Annotated in this window: 15 protein-coding genes; all 15 read left to right on the top strand. The window is 61.1% G+C overall.

Annotation, left to right across the window (positions count from 1 at the left end; all coding sequences use genetic code 11):
- The first annotated feature begins 7 nt into the window (after positions 1-7).
- The 15 genes from leuD (at position 8) to KHO07_RS18210 (ending at position 17216) form a co-directional block, all read left to right on the top strand.
- Entirely contained in the window at positions 8-652 is a 645-nt protein-coding gene (leuD, locus tag KHO07_RS18280; RefSeq protein ID WP_075945899.1) for a 3-isopropylmalate dehydratase small subunit, read from the top strand.
- Positions 653-780: 128 nt separating this feature from the next.
- Positions 781-1548: a class I SAM-dependent methyltransferase gene (locus tag KHO07_RS18275; RefSeq protein WP_212625131.1), complete on the top strand. Its 768-nt coding sequence runs from the start codon at positions 781-783 to the stop codon at positions 1546-1548.
- Between the two features lie 65 nt (positions 1549-1613).
- Positions 1614-2696 carry a 3-isopropylmalate dehydrogenase gene (gene leuB / locus KHO07_RS18270; protein ID WP_150733379.1) on the top strand — a complete coding sequence of 361 codons (1083 nt, stop codon included), beginning with the start codon at positions 1614-1616 and terminating at the stop codon, positions 2694-2696.
- Positions 2697-2764: 68 nt separating this feature from the next.
- Positions 2765-3877, top strand: a complete 1113-nt coding sequence (gene asd, locus KHO07_RS18265; protein WP_057715575.1) for an aspartate-semialdehyde dehydrogenase — start codon at positions 2765-2767, stop codon at positions 3875-3877.
- Positions 3878-4139: 262 nt separating this feature from the next.
- Complete coding sequence (locus tag KHO07_RS18260) at positions 4140-5150, top strand: aspartate-semialdehyde dehydrogenase (protein ID WP_212625130.1); 1011 nt, start codon at positions 4140-4142, stop codon at positions 5148-5150.
- A 205-nt stretch (positions 5151-5355) separates the two neighbouring features.
- On the top strand, positions 5356-8070 hold the full coding sequence (locus tag KHO07_RS18255) for a FimV/HubP family polar landmark protein (RefSeq protein WP_150733381.1): 2715 nt from the start codon (positions 5356-5358) through the stop codon (positions 8068-8070).
- A 279-nt stretch (positions 8071-8349) separates the two neighbouring features.
- Complete coding sequence (gene truA / locus KHO07_RS18250; RefSeq protein ID WP_212627659.1) at positions 8350-9174, top strand: tRNA pseudouridine(38-40) synthase TruA; 825 nt, start codon at positions 8350-8352, stop codon at positions 9172-9174.
- Positions 9175-9236: 62 nt separating this feature from the next.
- The gene (locus tag KHO07_RS18245; protein ID WP_150733382.1) at positions 9237-9851 is read left to right on the top strand and encodes a phosphoribosylanthranilate isomerase; all 615 of its coding nucleotides are present in this window, start codon (positions 9237-9239) and stop codon (positions 9849-9851) included.
- A gap of 198 nt (positions 9852-10049) precedes the next feature.
- Positions 10050-10970, top strand: a complete 921-nt coding sequence (gene accD, locus KHO07_RS18240; protein ID WP_075945892.1) for an acetyl-CoA carboxylase, carboxyltransferase subunit beta — start codon at positions 10050-10052, stop codon at positions 10968-10970.
- Positions 10967-12274 (top strand): bifunctional tetrahydrofolate synthase/dihydrofolate synthase, encoded by a 1308-nt coding sequence (gene folC, locus KHO07_RS18235; protein WP_212625129.1) that lies wholly within the window; start codon positions 10967-10969, stop codon positions 12272-12274. Before accD ends, folC begins: the two co-directional genes overlap by 4 nt.
- On the top strand, positions 12258-12950 hold the full coding sequence (locus KHO07_RS18230; RefSeq protein WP_212625128.1) for an SPOR domain-containing protein: 693 nt from the start codon (positions 12258-12260) through the stop codon (positions 12948-12950). Before folC ends, KHO07_RS18230 begins: the two co-directional genes overlap by 17 nt.
- A gap of 98 nt (positions 12951-13048) precedes the next feature.
- The gene (locus KHO07_RS18225; RefSeq protein WP_075945889.1) at positions 13049-13609 is read left to right on the top strand and encodes a CvpA family protein; all 561 of its coding nucleotides are present in this window, start codon (positions 13049-13051) and stop codon (positions 13607-13609) included.
- A 41-nt stretch (positions 13610-13650) separates the two neighbouring features.
- Positions 13651-15156 (top strand): amidophosphoribosyltransferase, encoded by a 1506-nt coding sequence (purF, locus tag KHO07_RS18220; RefSeq protein ID WP_034150926.1) that lies wholly within the window; start codon positions 13651-13653, stop codon positions 15154-15156.
- Positions 15157-15234: 78 nt separating this feature from the next.
- Positions 15235-16446, top strand: coding sequence for an O-succinylhomoserine sulfhydrylase (locus KHO07_RS18215; protein WP_150733385.1), 1212 nt, complete (start codon positions 15235-15237; stop codon positions 16444-16446).
- Entirely contained in the window at positions 16443-17216 is a 774-nt protein-coding gene (locus KHO07_RS18210) for an SDR family oxidoreductase (RefSeq protein ID WP_150733386.1), read from the top strand. The genes KHO07_RS18215 and KHO07_RS18210 overlap by 4 nt, the downstream gene beginning before the upstream one ends.
- Positions 17217-17260 lie beyond the last annotated feature (44 nt).

The raw sequence follows: 17260 nt of genomic DNA, 5'->3' as shown, positions 1-17260 counted from the left end.
GCACAGCATGAAAGCTTTTACCCAGCACACTGGACTTGTCGCGCCTTTGGATCGTGCCAACGTCGACACCGACCAGATCATTCCAAAGCAGTTCCTGAAGTCGATCAAGCGTACCGGTTTCGGCCCGAACCTGTTCGACGAGTGGCGTTACCTGGATGTGGGTCAGCCGTATCAGGACAACTCCAAGCGTCCGCTGAACAAGGACTTCGTGCTCAATGCCGAACGTTACCAAGGCGCCAGCGTGTTGCTGGCCCGCGAGAACTTCGGTTGCGGTTCCAGCCGCGAACACGCGCCGTGGGCGCTGGAAGAATACGGTTTCCGCAGCATCATCGCGCCGAGCTACGCCGACATCTTCTTCAACAACAGCTTCAAGAACGGCTTGCTGCCGATCATTTTGAGCGATGCCGAAGTCGATGAGCTGTTCAAGCAGGTCGAAGCCGATCCGGGTTATCAGTTGCAGATCGATCTGCAAGCCCAGACCGTGACCCGCCCGGATGGCAAGGTGTTGAGCTTCGAAATCGACGCGTTCCGCAAACACTGCCTGCTCAACGGCCTGGACGATATCGGCCTGACGTTGCAGGACCATGAGGCGATTGCGACGTTTGAAGGCAAGCACCGTGCGAGCCAGCCGTGGTTGTTTCGCGACGCTTGATTCTCGGTAGTCAGTGCAGCCAGCTCCCACAGGTTTTGTGAGCGCCGCAAATCACTGTAGGAGCTGGCTTGCCAGCGATAAGACCCGGACAGACATCACAAGACTAAACCCTGAAAAAGGAAGTCCCCATGACCCGCACCGCCCAGCACAGCCAAGTAGTGCAGAAGCAATTCGGTGAACAGGCTTCGGCCTACCTGAGCAGCGCCGTACACGCTCAAGGCACTGAATTCGCGCTGCTACAGGCCGAACTGGCGGGGCAGGGCGATGCCCGGGTTCTGGATTTGGGTTGCGGCGCCGGCCACGTGAGTTTTCACGTAGCCTCGCTGGTGAAGGACGTGGTGGCTTATGACCTGTCGCAGCAAATGCTCGACGTGGTGACGGCCGCTGCTGCCGATCGTGGCTTGAGCAACGTGTCCACGGTCAACGGTGCCGCCGAACGCCTGCCGTTCGCCGATGGCGAGTTCGACTTCGTGTTCAGCCGTTATTCGGCGCATCACTGGAGCGATCTTGGCCTGGCCTTGCGGGAAGTGCGTCGGGTATTGAAACCGGGCGGTGTGGCGGCGTTCATCGACGTGTTGTCACCGGGTAGCCCGTTGTTCGACACTTACCTGCAAAGCGTCGAGGTGCTGCGCGACACCAGTCATGTGCGCGATTATTCCGCCGGCGAGTGGTTGCGTCAGGTCAGCGAGGCGGGGTTGCATACCCGCAGCACCACGCGGCAGCGGTTGCGTCTGGAATACAACAGCTGGGTCGAGCGCATGCGCACACCAGAAGTGATGCGCGCCGCCATCCGTGAATTGCAGCAGTCGATGGGCAACGAAGTGCGCGAATATTTTGAGATTGAGGCCGACGGTTCGTTCAGCACCGATGTGTTGGTACTGTTTGCAGAAAGATAGGTACAGATCGATAGAATTTTTCCGGGGGCGCCCAAGGGCGCACCGACTGATGACATGAGGAAAGCATGAGCAAGCAGATTCTGATTCTCCCAGGTGACGGTATTGGCCCGGAAATCATGGCCGAAGCGGTCAAGGTGCTGGAATTGGCCAGCAACAAGTTCGACCTGGGCTTCGAGCTGAGCCACGACGTGATTGGTGGCGCGGCCATCGACAAGCACGGCGTGCCGCTGGCCGACGAAACCCTGGAACGTGCCCGCGCAGCCGATGCGGTGCTGCTGGGCGCCGTTGGCGGCCCGAAATGGGACACCATCGAGCGTGACATCCGTCCTGAGCGCGGCCTGCTGAAAATCCGCGCGCAACTGGGCCTGTTCGGCAACCTGCGTCCGGCGATCCTGTACCCGCAACTGGCCGAAGCCTCCAGCCTGAAGCCGGAAATTGTGGCGGGCCTGGACATCCTGATCGTTCGCGAGCTGACCGGCGGCATCTACTTCGGCGCGCCACGTGGCACCCGTACCCTGGAAAACGGCGAGCGTCAGTCCTACGACACCCTGCCGTACAGCGAAAGCGAAATCCGCCGCATTGCCCGCGTCGGTTTCGACATGGCCATGGTCCGTGGCAAGAAGCTGTGCTCGGTGGACAAGGCCAACGTATTGGCCTCCAGCCAGTTGTGGCGTGAAATTGTCGAGGAAGTGGCCAAGGATTACCCTGAAGTCGAACTGAGCCACATGTACGTCGACAACGCCGCCATGCAACTGGTGCGCGCGCCGAAGCAGTTCGACGTGATCGTCACCGACAACATGTTCGGCGATATCCTGTCCGACCAGGCTTCGATGCTCACCGGTTCCATCGGCATGCTGCCGTCGGCGTCCCTGGACACCAACAACAAGGGCATGTATGAGCCGTGCCACGGTTCGGCGCCGGACATCGCAGGCAAAGGCATTGCCAACCCGTTGGCGACCATTTTGTCGGTCTCGATGATGCTGCGTTACAGCTTCAACCAGCAGGCCGCGGCCGATGCCATCGAGAAAGCCGTCAGCCTGGTGCTGGATCAGGGCTTGCGCACGGGCGACATCTGGTCGGCCGGTTGCACTAAAGTGGGTACGCAGGAAATGGGTGACGCAGTAGTCGCCGCGCTGCGGAATCTGTAATCTCTCGGGCCCGCTGCCCATTTCACCCCCGAAAGCAGCGGCCCACATTTCAAGAAGGTGTAGTTGCGATGAAACGTGTAGGTCTGATCGGTTGGCGCGGTATGGTCGGTTCCGTGCTCATGCAGCGGATGCTGGAAGAGCAGGATTTCGATCTTATCGAGCCGGTGTTTTTCACCACTTCCAATGTCGGTGGCCAAGGCCCGTCCGTGGGCAAGGACATTGCTCCGCTCAAGGACGCTTACAGCATTGAAGAGCTGAAAACCCTCGACGTGATTCTGACCTGCCAGGGTGGCGACTACACCAGCGAAGTCTTCCCGAAACTGCGCGAAGCCGGCTGGCAGGGTTACTGGATCGACGCTGCTTCCAGCCTGCGCATGCAGGATGACGCGGTCATCGTCCTGGATCCAGTCAACCGCAAGGTGATCGACCAGCAACTGGACGCGGGCACCAAGAACTACATCGGCGGCAACTGCACTGTCAGCCTGATGCTGATGGGCCTGGGCGGTCTGTTCGAAGCCGGTCTGGTGGAGTGGATGAGCGCCATGACGTATCAGGCGGCCTCCGGTGCCGGCGCGCAGAACATGCGTGAACTGATCAAGCAGATGGGCGCCACCCACGCCGCTGTTGCCGATCAACTGGCCGACCCGGCCAGCGCGATCCTCGACATCGACCGTCGTGTGGCCGAAGCCATGCGCAGCGACGCGTACCCGACCGAAAACTTCGGTGTACCGCTGGCCGGCAGCCTGATCCCGTGGATCGACAAGGAACTGCCAAACGGTCAGAGCCGTGAAGAGTGGAAGGCCCAGGCCGAGACCAACAAGATCCTCGGTCGCTTCAAGAGCCCGATCCCGGTCGATGGCATCTGCGTGCGCATTGGCGCCATGCGTTGCCACAGCCAGGCGCTGACCATCAAGCTGAACAAAGACGTGCCGATCGCCGATATCGAAGGGCTGATCAGCCAGCACAACCCTTGGGTCAAGCTGGTACCGAACAACCGCGAAACCAGCATTCAGGAGCTGAGCCCGAACAAGGTCACCGGCACCCTGAACATCCCGGTTGGCCGTCTGCGCAAGCTGAACATGGGCTCGCAGTTCGTCGGCGCGTTCACCGTCGGCGACCAACTGCTGTGGGGCGCAGCCGAACCGCTGCGTCGCATGCTGCGGATCCTGCTTGAGCGTTGATTGACTGACGCAATGAAAGAACCCGCGCCTTGAAAGAGGTGCGGGTTTTTTTATCCCTGACGTTTCTCGGTTGTCTGGTCTGGCCCCATCGCTGGCAAGCCAGCTCCTACAGGTTTCGTGGTGTACCCAAAATTTGTGCGTGATACCACTCACTGTAGGAGCTGGCTTGCCAGCGATGGGGCCGGTACGAGCCCCGTCGAATTGCCTGTGTGGCACTCACCCGGTAAAGTGCCGCTCCCCCCGTTTCGCCAGAGGTAGAACCATGAGCCAGTCCATTGATATTGCCGTGATCGGCGCCACCGGTACTGTCGGCGAAACGCTGGTGCAGATCCTCGAAGAACGCGACTTCCCGGTCGGTAACCTGCACCTGCTGGCCAGCAGTGAATCCGCCGGCAGTTCGGTGCCGTTTCGCGGCAAAAACGTGCGTGTGCGCGAAGTCGATGAATTCGATTTCAGCAAAGTGCAGCTGGTGTTCTTTGCCGCAGGCCCGGCAGCTACCTTGAGTTTCGCTTCCCGCGCCACGGCTGCCGGTTGCTCGATTGTCGATCTTTCCGGCGCCTTGCCGGCCGACCAGGCGCCGCAAGTGGTGCCGGAAGCCAATGCTCATGTGCTGGCCGGTTTGAAAAAACCGTTCCAGGTCAGCAGCCCGAGCCCATCGGCCACCACCTTGGCGGTGGTGCTTGCGCCGTTGCTGGGCTTGCTCGACTTGCAGCGCATCAACCTGACCGCGAGCCTGGCGGTGTCCGCCCAGGGCCGTGAAGCCGTGAGTGAGTTGGCGCGGCAGACCGCCGAACTGCTCAACGTGCGTCCGCTGGAACCCAAATTCTTTGATCGGCAGATGGCTTTCAACTTGCTCGCGCAGGTCGGCAAGCCAGACGAACAGGGCCATACGCTGCTGGAAAAGCGCCTGGTCCGCGAACTGCGTCAGGTGGTGGCGCTGCCTTCACTGAAAATATCTGTCACTTGCATTCAAGCCCCGGTGTTTTTTGGCGATAGCTTTAACGTGACCCTGCAGTCCGGGAGCGACATCGACCTGGCGAACGTCAACGCTGCGCTGGAAGACGCACCCGGCATCGAACTGGTCGAGGCCGGTGATTACCCGACACCGGTCGGTGACGCGGTAGGGCAGGATGTGGTCTACGTTGGTCGGGTTCGCCACGGTATCGACGACCTGTCGGAACTTAATTTGTGGCTGACGTCAGATAACGTACGCAAAGGGGCCGCGCTCAATGCTGTGCAGCTGGCCGAATTGTTGATAAAACACCTGCTGTAAAAGATACTTGGCAACAATTTTCGAATGATTCCGGGTGAGCGCTATGCTTGCCGGGATGCTGAAGGTCAGCCACCCTGCGGGGCTTTCCGGGGCATGCACGAAACAATCGCGCGCGACGACCTTTCGCCGCCGCACGCAATGCCTTACGGCAGCGACTATCAACACCTTCTCGCTGGCCGAGGAATGTTCAAACTAAGGATGAGCTATGGTTCAAGTTCGCAAACTGGTGTTAGCAATAGCGGCCGCCTCGGCGCTGTCCTCCGGTATGGCGCATGCCCTCGGTCTCGGGGAGCTGACCCTGAAATCGACGCTGAACCAGCCGTTGGTGGCCGAGATCGAGTTGCTGGACGTCAAGGAGCTCACCGCTGCCGAAGTGGTGCCGAGCCTGGCTTCACCTGAAGATTTTGCCAAGGCCGGTGTCGACCGCCAGGCGTTCCTTAACGACCTGACGTTTACTCCGGTGCTGAACGCCAGCGGCAAAAGCATCCTGCGTGTGACTTCCAGCAAGCCACTCTCCGAACCGATGGTGAAATTCCTGGTTCAGGTCATGTGGCCCAACGGTCGCCTGCTGCGCGATTACAGCGTGCTGCTCGATCCGTCCAAATTCTCGCCGCAAACCGCTGAAGCGGCTGCGCAACCGGCACCGACGGGCACCACGCCGGTCACGGCTGCGAGCAAACCGTCCCAATACACCACCACGTCGCGCGATACCCTGTGGGAAATCGCTGCGAAGGCGCGTAATGGCGGTTCGATCCAACAAACCATGCTGGCCATCCAGGCGTTGAACCCGGATGCCTTTATCGACGGCAACATCAACCGCCTCAAAACCGGCCAGGTGTTGCGTCTGCCGGACCAGGCGCAAAGCACCAGCTTGGCGCAACCCAAGGCTATTGCCGAAGTAGCTGCGCAGAACACCGCCTGGCGCCAGGGTCGTCGCTATGTCGCGAAGCCGGCAACCGGGCAGCAGCAACTCGATGCCACCAACCGTGGCCGTGGTGAGGCGGTATCGACCCAGGCCGGCCGCGACAACCTGAGCCTGGTTTCTGCTGAAACCGGCAAGGCTGCCGGCAAAGGTCCGGCTGGCGATGCCAAGGCCCTGGGCAACAAATTGGCGGTCACCCAGGAAAGCCTCGACACGACCCGTCGTGACAACGCCGAACTGAAAAGCCGCGTGGCCGATCTGCAAAGCCAGATGGACAAGCTGCAACGCCTGATCGAACTGAAAAACAATCAACTGGCCAAGTTGCAAGCCGAAGGCGCCGCGGGTGCACCGGCTGTAGCAGCTGCACCTGCCATTACGGCGGAGCTGGCGGCAGACCCGGCGGCAACGCCTGCCGAAGCAGCGCCAGCACCAGCCCCTGCGGCGGCTGCCCCCGAGGCTGCACCGGCTCCGAGCGAGCAACCGGTTGAGCCGGCACCTGCGGCGTCCGACGAGCAGACATTCAACGAGCTGCTGACCAATCCATGGTTGCTGGGCCTGGCTGGCGGCGGGGCAGTGGTTGTGTTGCTCTTGCTGCTGTTGCTGGCCCGTCGCCGCAAAGCTCAGCAGGAGGCCGAGAAGCATCTGCGCATGGCTCGCGCCCTGTCCGAAGAGCAGGAGTTCTCCGCTGACCTCGACCTGCCGGAAAGCAGCTTCGAAGGTCTGGAGGTTCCACCGCCAAGCGTGAAGCTGGCGAATGCTCCGGCACCCGCGCCAACCCCGGCTCCGGTGATTGCTCCGGTGGTGGTAACGCCGCCGATTGCTGCGCCACTGGTGGCGCCAGCCGCCGAGCGCTCCGACGATGTGTTGGGTCAGGCCCAGTCGCATATCGCCGCGGGTCGTCTCAATCAGGCTGCCGCGTTGCTGGAAGACGGCGTCAAGCAAGAGCCGCAGCGCAGTGATCTGCGCCTCAAGCTGATGGAGGTCTACGGTCTGCAGGGCGACCGCGATGCGTTCGTGGTTCAGGAGCGTCAACTGGTGGCCAACGGCGACAACTTCGCCCAGGTCGCCAACCTGAAAAGCCGTTTCCCGGCCATGGCGCTGGTTGCCGCAGGCGGTATCGCCGCAGCCGCCGCCGCTGCCGAGCTGGACGCCCAGTACGTCAAGGACTTGTTGCTGGACGAGCCGCAAGCACCTGAACCAACGCCGGTTGACGATGACTTCGACAGCGCTTTCGATCTCAGCCTCGACGATCTGGAAAACGTCACGCCGGTCGCTGAAGCACCTGCTCAGGCGCCGGTTGACGACGGTCTCGACAGTGCGTTCGACCTGAGTCTCGATGACCTCGATAACATTACCCCGGCAGCCACTGCACCAACGCCTGTGGCGGAGCCGATCGCGACCCTCGACGAGCTGGAAGACTTCCCGCTGGACGACGACCTGAGCTTCGAGTCGGTACTGCAGCAGCAGACGGAAATCAAAGAGAACCTTGATGACCTGTCGGATTTCGACCTGGACATGGATCTCGGGGGCGAGCCATCCCCAGCCCTTCTGGCGGAAGATGATTTCCTGCTGGATCTGGACGACGACGTGAAGGATCTGCCGTCGACCGAAGCGCCGACAGTGGCAGAAGCACCGCTGGACGACCTGGAACTGCCGGCCGATTTCGACCTGTCGCTGGCCGATGAGATGGACGCTCCGACCGCTCCGGATGCATTCGCCGCCGAACTGGACGACGTCAACGCCGAACTGGATCGCCTGTCCCAAAGCCTCAGCGAGCCAACCTTCACCGTGGACGATGCTTTGGCTACCGTGGAGGACGAGCCGGACTTCGATTTCCTGTCCGGTACCGATGAAGTTGCGACCAAGCTCGATCTGGCCCAGGCCTATATCGACATGGGTGACAACGATGGCGCCCGGGATATCCTCAATGAGGTGGTGACCGAGGGTGATGACGGTCAGAAGAGCGAAGCCAAGGAGATGCTGTCGCGGCTGGCATGAATCAAGCGTTGTGAATGAAACGGCAGCCCGATGAGGCTGCCGTTTTTGTTTGTGGCTGCAGTCGAGGTTGAGTGAAGGAGTGGGACATTGCTGGCAACCGGCTCCCATTATGATTTATGTCGCCAGGTGAGCCTGTGGGAGCTGGCTTGCCAGCGATGGGGTCGTAACAGTCATTGGATATCTCACTGGCATCCCCGCCCGAGCACCTTATAATGCCTGCCTTTGCGTACTTCAGCAGGCTGTCCCTCCTTGGCAAATATAGATAACCCGGCTGCTGAAATGGCCGCCGACGGCTTTTTCCGGATCGCACTGGGCGTTGAATACAAAGGCTCGCGTTATCGCGGCTGGCAGCGCCAGGCCTCCGGTGTACTCACCGTGCAGGAAACCCTCGAAAACGCCTTGTCCAAAGTCGCCGACTCACCGGTTTCACTGCTGTGCGCCGGGCGAACCGATGCCGGTGTGCATGCCTGCGGGCAGGTGGTGCACTTTGATACCCAGGTCGAGCGTTCGATGAAGGCCTGGGTGATGGGCGCCAACATCAACTTGCCGCACGACGTCAGCGTCAGCTGGGCCAAGGTCATGCCGGCGCACTTTCATGCGCGGTTCAAAGCCATCGCCCGTCGCTATCGCTACGTGATCTACAACGATCAGATCCGTCCGGCGCACCTCAACGAAGAGATCACCTGGAATCATCGTCCGCTGGACGTCGAGCGCATGGCGGAGGCGGCTCAGTACCTGGTGGGTACTCACGATTTCAGCGCCTTCCGCGCCGGTCAGTGCCAGGCCAAGTCGCCGATCAAGGAACTGCATCACCTGCGGGTGACGCGCCACGGCAAGATGATCGTGCTGGATATCCGCGCCAGCGCCTTCCTGCACCACATGGTGCGCAACATTGCCGGTGTGCTGATGACGATCGGGGCCGGCGAACGTCCGTTGGAATGGATGAAGGAGGTACTGGAGAGCCGCATTCGTCGTACGGGTGGGGTGACGGCGCATCCGTTTGGCCTGTATCTGGTGCAAGTCGAGTACCGTGATGAGTTCGAATTGCCCGAGCGTTACATTGGGCCGCATTTCCTTACCGGGTTCGCCGAACTTGACGGCTGACGCCCTCGAACGCTTTTGTTACCATCCGGGACTTTCCGGATTTGCCGTGGGGTTTTAACGACATGTCAGCCGTTCGCAGCAAGATTTGCGGGATTACCCGCATAGAAGATGCGTTGGCGGCGGTCGATGCCGGGGCCGACGCCATAGGGTTTGTGTTTTACGCGAAAAGTCCGCGGGCTGTGACATTTCAGCAGGCGCGCTTGATCATCAAAGCGCTGCCGCCGTTTGTTACGACAGTCGGGTTGTTCGTCAACGCCAGTCGTGCCGAACTGACTGAAATCCTCGATGCGGTGCCGTTGGACCTGTTGCAGTTTCATGGTGATGAGACTGCTGCGGAATGCGAAGCCTGGCAGCGTCCATACATCAAAGCGTTGCGGGTCAAGGCCGGCGACGACATAGCGGCGGCATGCGACGCCTATCCAGGTGCAAGCGGCATTTTGCTCGATGCCTATGTCGAAGGCATTCCCGGGGGAACCGGCGAAGCCTTCGACTGGTCACTGATACCGCAAGGCTTGAGCAAGCCGATTGTTTTGGCGGGTGGACTGACCCCGGAAAACGTCGCCGAGGCCGTGGCACGGGTCCGGCCCTATGCCGTGGATGTCAGCGGCGGGGTAGAGGCGAGCAAAGGCATCAAGGATCACGCAAAGATTCACGCGTTCATCCAGGCATTACGTTGATGTGACGGCTGGCAGTCTGCCGCCGTCCACTGGACTGCGCTGTACAAAACGGCTGAGGGTCATGGGGTGGTACGCAGGTCACGTTTCGCTGATCCGGCCATTCACTGAATCATCGCCGCACAACATGAATTTAGCTCAAGGGCATACGCGGGGCTGCGAACCAGAGCGTTCGGGCCGCCGGTACTGGAGAAAGAAAGCATGAGCAACTGGTTAGTAGACAAACTGATCCCTTCGATCATGCGTTCCGAGGTCAAGAAGAGCTCGGTGCCTGAAGGTCTTTGGCACAAGTGCCCGTCTTGCGAGGCTGTGCTGTATCGTCCGGAGCTGGAAAAAACCCTGGACGTTTGCCCCAAGTGCAACCACCACATGCGTATCGGCGCTCGCGCCCGTATCGACATCTTCCTCGATGTAGAAGGCCGTACCGAACTGGGTGCAGACCTGGAGCCGGTTGACCGTCTGAAATTCCGCGACGGCAAGAAGTACAAGGATCGCCTGACCGCTGCGCAAAAGCAGACCGGCGAAAAAGACGCACTGATCTCCATGAGCGGTACGCTGCTGGGCATGCCGGTTGTTGTATCGGCGTTTGAATTCTCCTTCATGGGTGGTTCGATGGGCGCCATCGTTGGTGAGCGCTTCGTGCGCGCCGCCAACTACGCGCTGGAAAAACGCTGCCCGATGATCTGCTTCTCCGCCTCCGGTGGTGCGCGGATGCAGGAAGCGCTGATTTCCCTGATGCAGATGGCCAAGACCTCCGCGGTGCTGGCGCGTCTGCGTGAAGAAGGCATTCCGTTTATCTCCGTACTGACCGACCCGGTCTACGGTGGTGTTTCCGCCAGTCTGGCGATGCTCGGCGACGTGATTGTCGGTGAGCCGAAAGCCCTGATCGGCTTTGCCGGTCCGCGTGTTATCGAACAGACCGTGCGCGAAAAACTGCCGGAAGGCTTCCAGCGCAGCGAGTTCCTGCTGGAGCACGGTGCGATCGACATGATCATTCACCGTCAGGAGCTGCGTCCGCGTCTGGGCAACCTGCTGGCGCAAATGATGGGCCTGCCGACGCCGAAATTTGTCGCCGCGCCAATCGAGCCGATCGTGGTTCCACCGGTACCTGCCAACCTATGACCGAACGTACCCTTGGCGAGTGGCTCGCCTACCTTGAGCAGTTGCACCCTTCGGCCATCGACATGGGCCTTGAGCGCTCGCAACAGGTAGCGTCCCGCATGGGGCTGGGCAAGCCGGCGCCTCGGGTGATCACGGTCACCGGCACCAACGGCAAGGGCTCCACCTGTGCGTTCGTGGCTTCATTGCTACGCGCCCAGGGCCTGAAAGTCGGTGTCTACAATTCACCGCACCTGCTGCGTTATAACGAGCGGGTGCAGGTCAATGGCGTCGAAGCCACTGACGCCGAGCTGTGCCAGGCCTTCGCGGCAGTGGAGGCGGGGCGCGGTGACACTTCCCTGACCTACTTCGAAATGGGCACCCTGGCGGCGTTCTGGCTGTTTCAACAGTCCGGGCTCGATGCGGTGGTGCTGGAAGTGGGTCTGGGCGGGCGCCTGGACACGGTCAACGTGGTCGACGCCGACATGGCGCTGGTCACCAGTATTGGCGTCGATCATGCGGATTACCTGGGTGATACCCGCGAATCCGTGGCCTTCGAGAAGGCCGGAATTTTTCGCCAGGGCGCGCCTGCGCTCTGTGGCGATCTCAATCCCCCGCAACCCCTGCTGGATAAAGCGCGCGAGCTGAACTGTCCGTTTTTCCTGCGTGGGCGCGATTTCGACCTTGGGATCACCGATCACAACTGGCAATGGCGCGGCGTTGACGCCCAGGGTCGTGTGATCGAGCTGCGCGACTTGCCACTGCTCGATCTGCCCATGGAAAACGCCGCTCTGGCCTTGCAGGCTTATCTGCTGCTTGGTTTGCCTTGGGTCGATGCGCAGATTAGCCAGGCGCTGCAGGCGACGCGGGTGGTCGGTCGTCTCGATCGCCGGCAATTCGACTGGCAGGGCAAGCGTCTTAATCTGTTGCTGGATGTGGGGCATAACCCCCATGCGGCGGAGTATCTGGCCCGGCGTCTGGCCAGTCGTCCACCGCTCGGCAAGCGTCTGGCGGTATTCGGATTGCTGGCCGACAAGGATCTGGATGGTGTTATTGGCGAATTGAATGCTAGTGTCGAGCACTGGGCTGTCGCTCCGCTGGATTCGCCACGGGCGCGGCCGGTGGCCGATCTGCAAGAGGCGTTGCACAAGCGTGGCGCTTCGGTAGCATCCTATGACAGCGTGGCCGCCGCCCTGGAAGGGCAGTGCGCGCTGGCAACGAGCGACGATGAAATACTGTTGTTCGGATCATTTTATTGTGTCGCCGAGGCCCTTGAATGGCTGGCTCGGCGCTCCACGGAGGAAGCGGCAAATGGCATTGCTGGATAAGGCCTACAAACAGCGCATGGTTGGCGCGCTCGTACTCGTCGCGCTGGCCGTGATTTTCCTGCCGATGCTGTTCTCGCGCCAGGATGAGCAGCGTCAGGTAACGGTCGAAGCCCCGGCTGCCCCTCAAGCGCCGGCGTTGCCACAGGTTCAGGTGGAGCCGGTGGTGGTGCCTGAGCCGCAAGCCTTGCCGCAAGAGCCTGTGCCGAGCGACGACGAAATTGCCCAGCAGGAAGCCCCGGCTGCCCCGGCTGCACCGGCTGCCCCGGCTGCACCGGCTGCCCCGGCTGCACCGGTCGCTCCGGCGCCAGCGGCAAAACCGGTCGCGCCGCCGCCTGCTCCGGCATTGGCGGCTAAACCGGCGACTGCGCCGTCCCAGCCGATCAGCGCCGCACCGGGCAAGCCTGACACCACTCAAAGCCGCGTTGACGCCAATGGCCTCTCGGTGAGCTGGTCGGTACAACTGGCCAGCCTGGCCAACCGTGAAAGTGCGGAAAAACTGCAGAAAACCCTGCGCAGCCAGGGTTACAACGCCTACATCCGCACCGCCGACGGCAAGAATCGTGTGTTTGTCGGGCCGCTGATTGAGCGTGCCGAGGCCGATCGTCTGCGTGACTTGCTCAACCGCCAGCAGAACCTCAAGGGGTTCGTGGTGCGCTTTCAGCCGGAACGCGGCTAAATCTATCGCAGCGATTTGAAATGCACTGACAATCGCAGCTTACCGATAAGCATGGGCTCTGCTAAAATGCGCCGCCTTATCCGTCTGTAGGCTGCACTGTGCCATTTACCTGGGTTGACTGGGCGATCGTTGCAATCGTCGCCATCTCTGCATTGATCAGTCTGAGCCGCGGCTTCGTCAAAGAAGCACTGTCGCTGGTGACCTGGATCATCGCAGGAGCTGTTGCCTGGATGTTTGGTGGCTCACTGTCCGAGTACCTCGCCGGATATATCCAGACTCCATCGGCTCGCGTGATCGCGGGCTGCACCATCATGTTTGTCGCCACGTTGATCGTAGGCGCAATGATCAATTATCTGATCGGCGAGTTGGTACGCGTCACCGGGTTGTCCGGGACCGATCGATTCCTCGGCATGGCCTTCGGCGCTGCGCGTGGCGTGTTGCTGGTGGTCGTGGCGGTCGGGCTGTTGAGCCTGGGGCCGGTACAGCAGGACGAGTGGTGGCAGCAGTCGCAACTCGTGCCAAAATTTCTATTGGTCGCCGACTGGTCCAAAAACCTGATCCTCGGGTGGAGCAGTCAGTGGCTTGCCAGCGGAATCAGCGTACCCGCTGATATTCCGTTCAAGGAGCACCTCTTGCCGACGGCCAAAACGCCTCAGTGAGTTGTGTTCAGTTCAGATCCATTAAGTAGGGGTTGCGTCGCATGTGTGGCATCGTCGGTATCGTCGGTAAGTCGAACGTCAATCAGGCGCTGTATGACGCGCTAACCGTCCTCCAGCACCGCGGCCAGGACGCTGCCGGTATCGTGACCAGCCATGATGGCCGGTTATTCCTGCGCAAGGACAATGGCCTGGTACGTGACGTGTTCCATCAGCGTCACATGCAGCGTCTGGTCGGCCACATGGGCATCGGCCATGTGCGCTATCCAACCGCGGGCAGTTCGACTTCGGCCGAAGCTCAACCGTTTTACGTCAACTCGCCTTACGGCATCACCCTGGCGCACAACGGTAACCTGACCAACGTTGAACAGCTGGCCAAGGAGATTTACGAATCTGACCTGCGCCACGTCAACACCAGCTCCGACTCGGAAGTGCTGCTCAACGTGTTCGCTCACGAATTGGCCCAGCGCGGCAAGTTGCAGCCAACCGAAGAAGACGTGTTCGCCGCCGTGACCGACGTGCACAACCGTTGCGTGGGTGGTTACGCGGTCGTGGCGATGGTGACCGGTTACGGCATCGTCGGTTTCCGCGACCCGCATGGCATTCGCCCGATCGTGTTCGGCCAGCGTCACACCGACGAAGGCGTCGAATACATGATCGCCTCCGAAAGCGTGTCCCTGGACGTGCTCGGCTTCACCCTGATTCGCGACCTGGCACCGGGCGAAGCGGTCTACATCACTGAAGACGGCAAGCTGCACACCCGTCAGTGCGCGACCAACCCGTCCCTGACTCCGTGCATTTTCGAACACGTCTACCTGGCGCGTCCGGACTCGATCATCGACGGTGTTTCGGTGTACAAGGCCCGTCTGCGCATGGGTGAGAAGCTCGCCGAGAAGATTCTGCGCGAGCGTCCCGAGCACGACATCGACGTGGTTATCCCGATCCCGGACACCAGCCGCACCGCGGCACTGGAGCTTGCGAACCACCTCGGCGTGAAATTTCGCGAAGGCTTCGTGAAGAACCGCTACATCGGCCGCACCTTCATCATGCCGGGCCAGGCCGCGCGGAAAAAATCCGTACGCCAGAAGCTCAACGCCATCGAACTGGAATTCCGCGGCAAGAACGTGATGCTGGTGGACGACTCCATCGTTCGCGGCACCACCTGCAAGCAGATCATCCAGATGGCGCGTGAAGCGGGCGCCAAGAACGTCTACTTCTGCTCCGCTGCGCCGGCCGTGCGTTTCCCGAACGTCTACGGCATCGACATGCCGAGCGCCCACGAACTGATCGCCCACAACCGTTCGACCCAGGACGTGGCCGACCTGATCGGCGCTGACTGGTTGATCTATCAGGACTTGCCTGACTTGATCGAAGCGGTCGGTGGCGGCAAGATCAAGATCGACAAGTTCGATTGCGCGGTGTTCGACGGCCAGTACGTGACCGGCGATGTCGACGAGGCGTACCTGAACAAGATCGAGCAGGCACGTAACGATGCCTCCAAAGTCAAGACGCAGGCAGTCAGCGCGATCATCGATCTGTACAACAACTGAGTTTCTACCGGCCCCTAGGGGCCGGTTTTGTATCTATCAAAAGACTTTTTATCCAAGAGCAAGGCAAGGAGTGACAGCATGAGTCAGGATTGGGATGCCGGTCGGCTGGACAGCGACCTCGAAGGCGTAGCGTTCGATACCCTGGCCGTACGTGCCGGTCAACACCGTACGCCGGAAGGCGAACACGGTGATCCGATGTTCTTCACTTCCAGCTATGTGTTCCGCACCGCTGCCGATGCTGCTGCGCGTTTCGCCGGGGAAGTGCCGGGCAACGTTTACTCGCGCTATACCAACCCGACCGTGCGTGCTTTCGAAGAGCGCATCGCCGCACTGGAGAGCGCCGAGCAAGCCGTGGCCACTGCCACCGGCATGGCGGCGATCATGGCGGTGGTGATGAGCCTGTGCAGCGCCGGCGATCATGTGCTGGTGTCGCGCAGCGTATTCGGTTCGACCATCAGCCTGTTCGAGAAGTACTTCAAGCGTTTTGGCATCGAAGTCGACTACGTACCCCTGGCGGACCTGTCCGGCTGGGATGCGGCGATCAAGGCCAACACCAAATTGCTGTTCGTCGAATCACCGTCCAACCCGCTGGCCGAGCTGGTCGATATCGCCGAGCTGGCGAAAATCGCTCACGCCAAAGGCGCGATGCTGGTGGTCGACAACTGCTTCTGCACCCCGGCGCTGCAACAGCCGCTGAAAATGGGCGCGGACATCGTCGTGCACTCGGCGACCAAGTTCATCGATGGCCAGGGTCGTTGCATGGGCGGTGTTGTGGCCGGTCGCAGCGATCAGATGAAAGAAGTGGTGGGTTTCCTGCGCACTGCCGGGCCGACCCTCAGCCCGTTCAACGCCTGGATCTTCCTCAAGGGCCTGGAAACCCTGAACCTGCGGATGAAGGCGCATTGCGCCAACGCCCAGCAACTGGCCGAGTGGCTGGAGCAGCAGGAGGGCATCGAGAAGGTTCATTACGCCGGTCTCAAGAGCCATCCGCAGCACGAACTGGCCCAGCGTCAGCAGAAAGGTTTCGGGGCGGTGGTGAGTTTCGAGGTCAAGGGCGGCAAAGAGGGCGCCTGGCGCTTTATCGATGCGACGCGCCTGATTTCGATCACCGCCAACCTGGGTGACAGCAAGACCACCATTACCCACCCGAGCACCACCTCCCACGGCCGTCTGGCGCCGCAAGAGCGTGAAGCAGCGGGTATTCGTGACAGCCTGATCCGCATCGCAGTCGGCCTGGAAGATGTAGCAGACCTGCAAGCCGACCTGGCGCGCGGGTTGGCTGCCTTGTGATCGAGTTGTCCACGCCAACCGGCTCCAATGGTCGTGTAGCGCTGGTCACCGGCGCTGCACGGGGCATTGGCCTGGGGATTGCGGCCTGGCTGATCAGCGAAGGCTGGCAGGTCGTGCTGACGGATCTGGATCGTGAACGCGGGTCGAAAGTGGCGAAGGTGCTCGGCGACAACGCCTGGTTCATTGCGATGGACGTTTCCAACGAAGGGCAGGTGGCGCTGGGTGTTGCTGAAGTGCTGGGGCAGTTCGGGCGACTGGACGCGCTGGTGTGCAACGCGGCGGTCGCCGATCCGCACAACATCACCCTGGAAAGCCTCGATCTGGCTTACTGGAATCGGGTGCTGGCGGTCAATCTCAGTGGGCCGATGTTGCTGGCCAAGCACTGCGCGCCGTATCTGCGTGCTCACAACGGGTCGATCGTCAATCTGGCCTCGACCCGCGCCGGACAATCCGAGCCCGATACCGAGGCTTACGCGGCGAGCAAGGGCGGTTTGCTGGCCCTGACTCACGCGCTCGCCATCAGCCTTGGCCCGGAGATTCGGGTCAATGCCGTCAGCCCTGGCTGGATCGACGCGCGCGACCCTTCCGTGCGTCGTGCCGAACCGTTGACCGACGCCGATCATGCGCAACATCCGGCGGGCAGGGTAGGGACGGTCGAGGACGTCGCCGCGATGGTGGCCTGGCTGTTGTCGAGGAACGCCGGGTTTGTCACGGGGCAGGAGTTCGTGGTTGATGGTGGCATGACCAAGAAGATGATCTACAGCGAGTAGATGGGTTTTTACTCCGGCGTTGAAGTTGGATGTGTCGCCGTCTT

Origin of the sequence: Pseudomonas sp. PP3 (assembly GCF_905336995.1) — a bacterium.
GTDB lineage: Bacteria > Pseudomonadota > Gammaproteobacteria > Pseudomonadales > Pseudomonadaceae > Aquipseudomonas > Aquipseudomonas reinekei.
The sequence above is the reverse complement of the archived record's forward strand: the minus strand, read 5'-3'. Positions and strand labels throughout refer to the sequence as shown.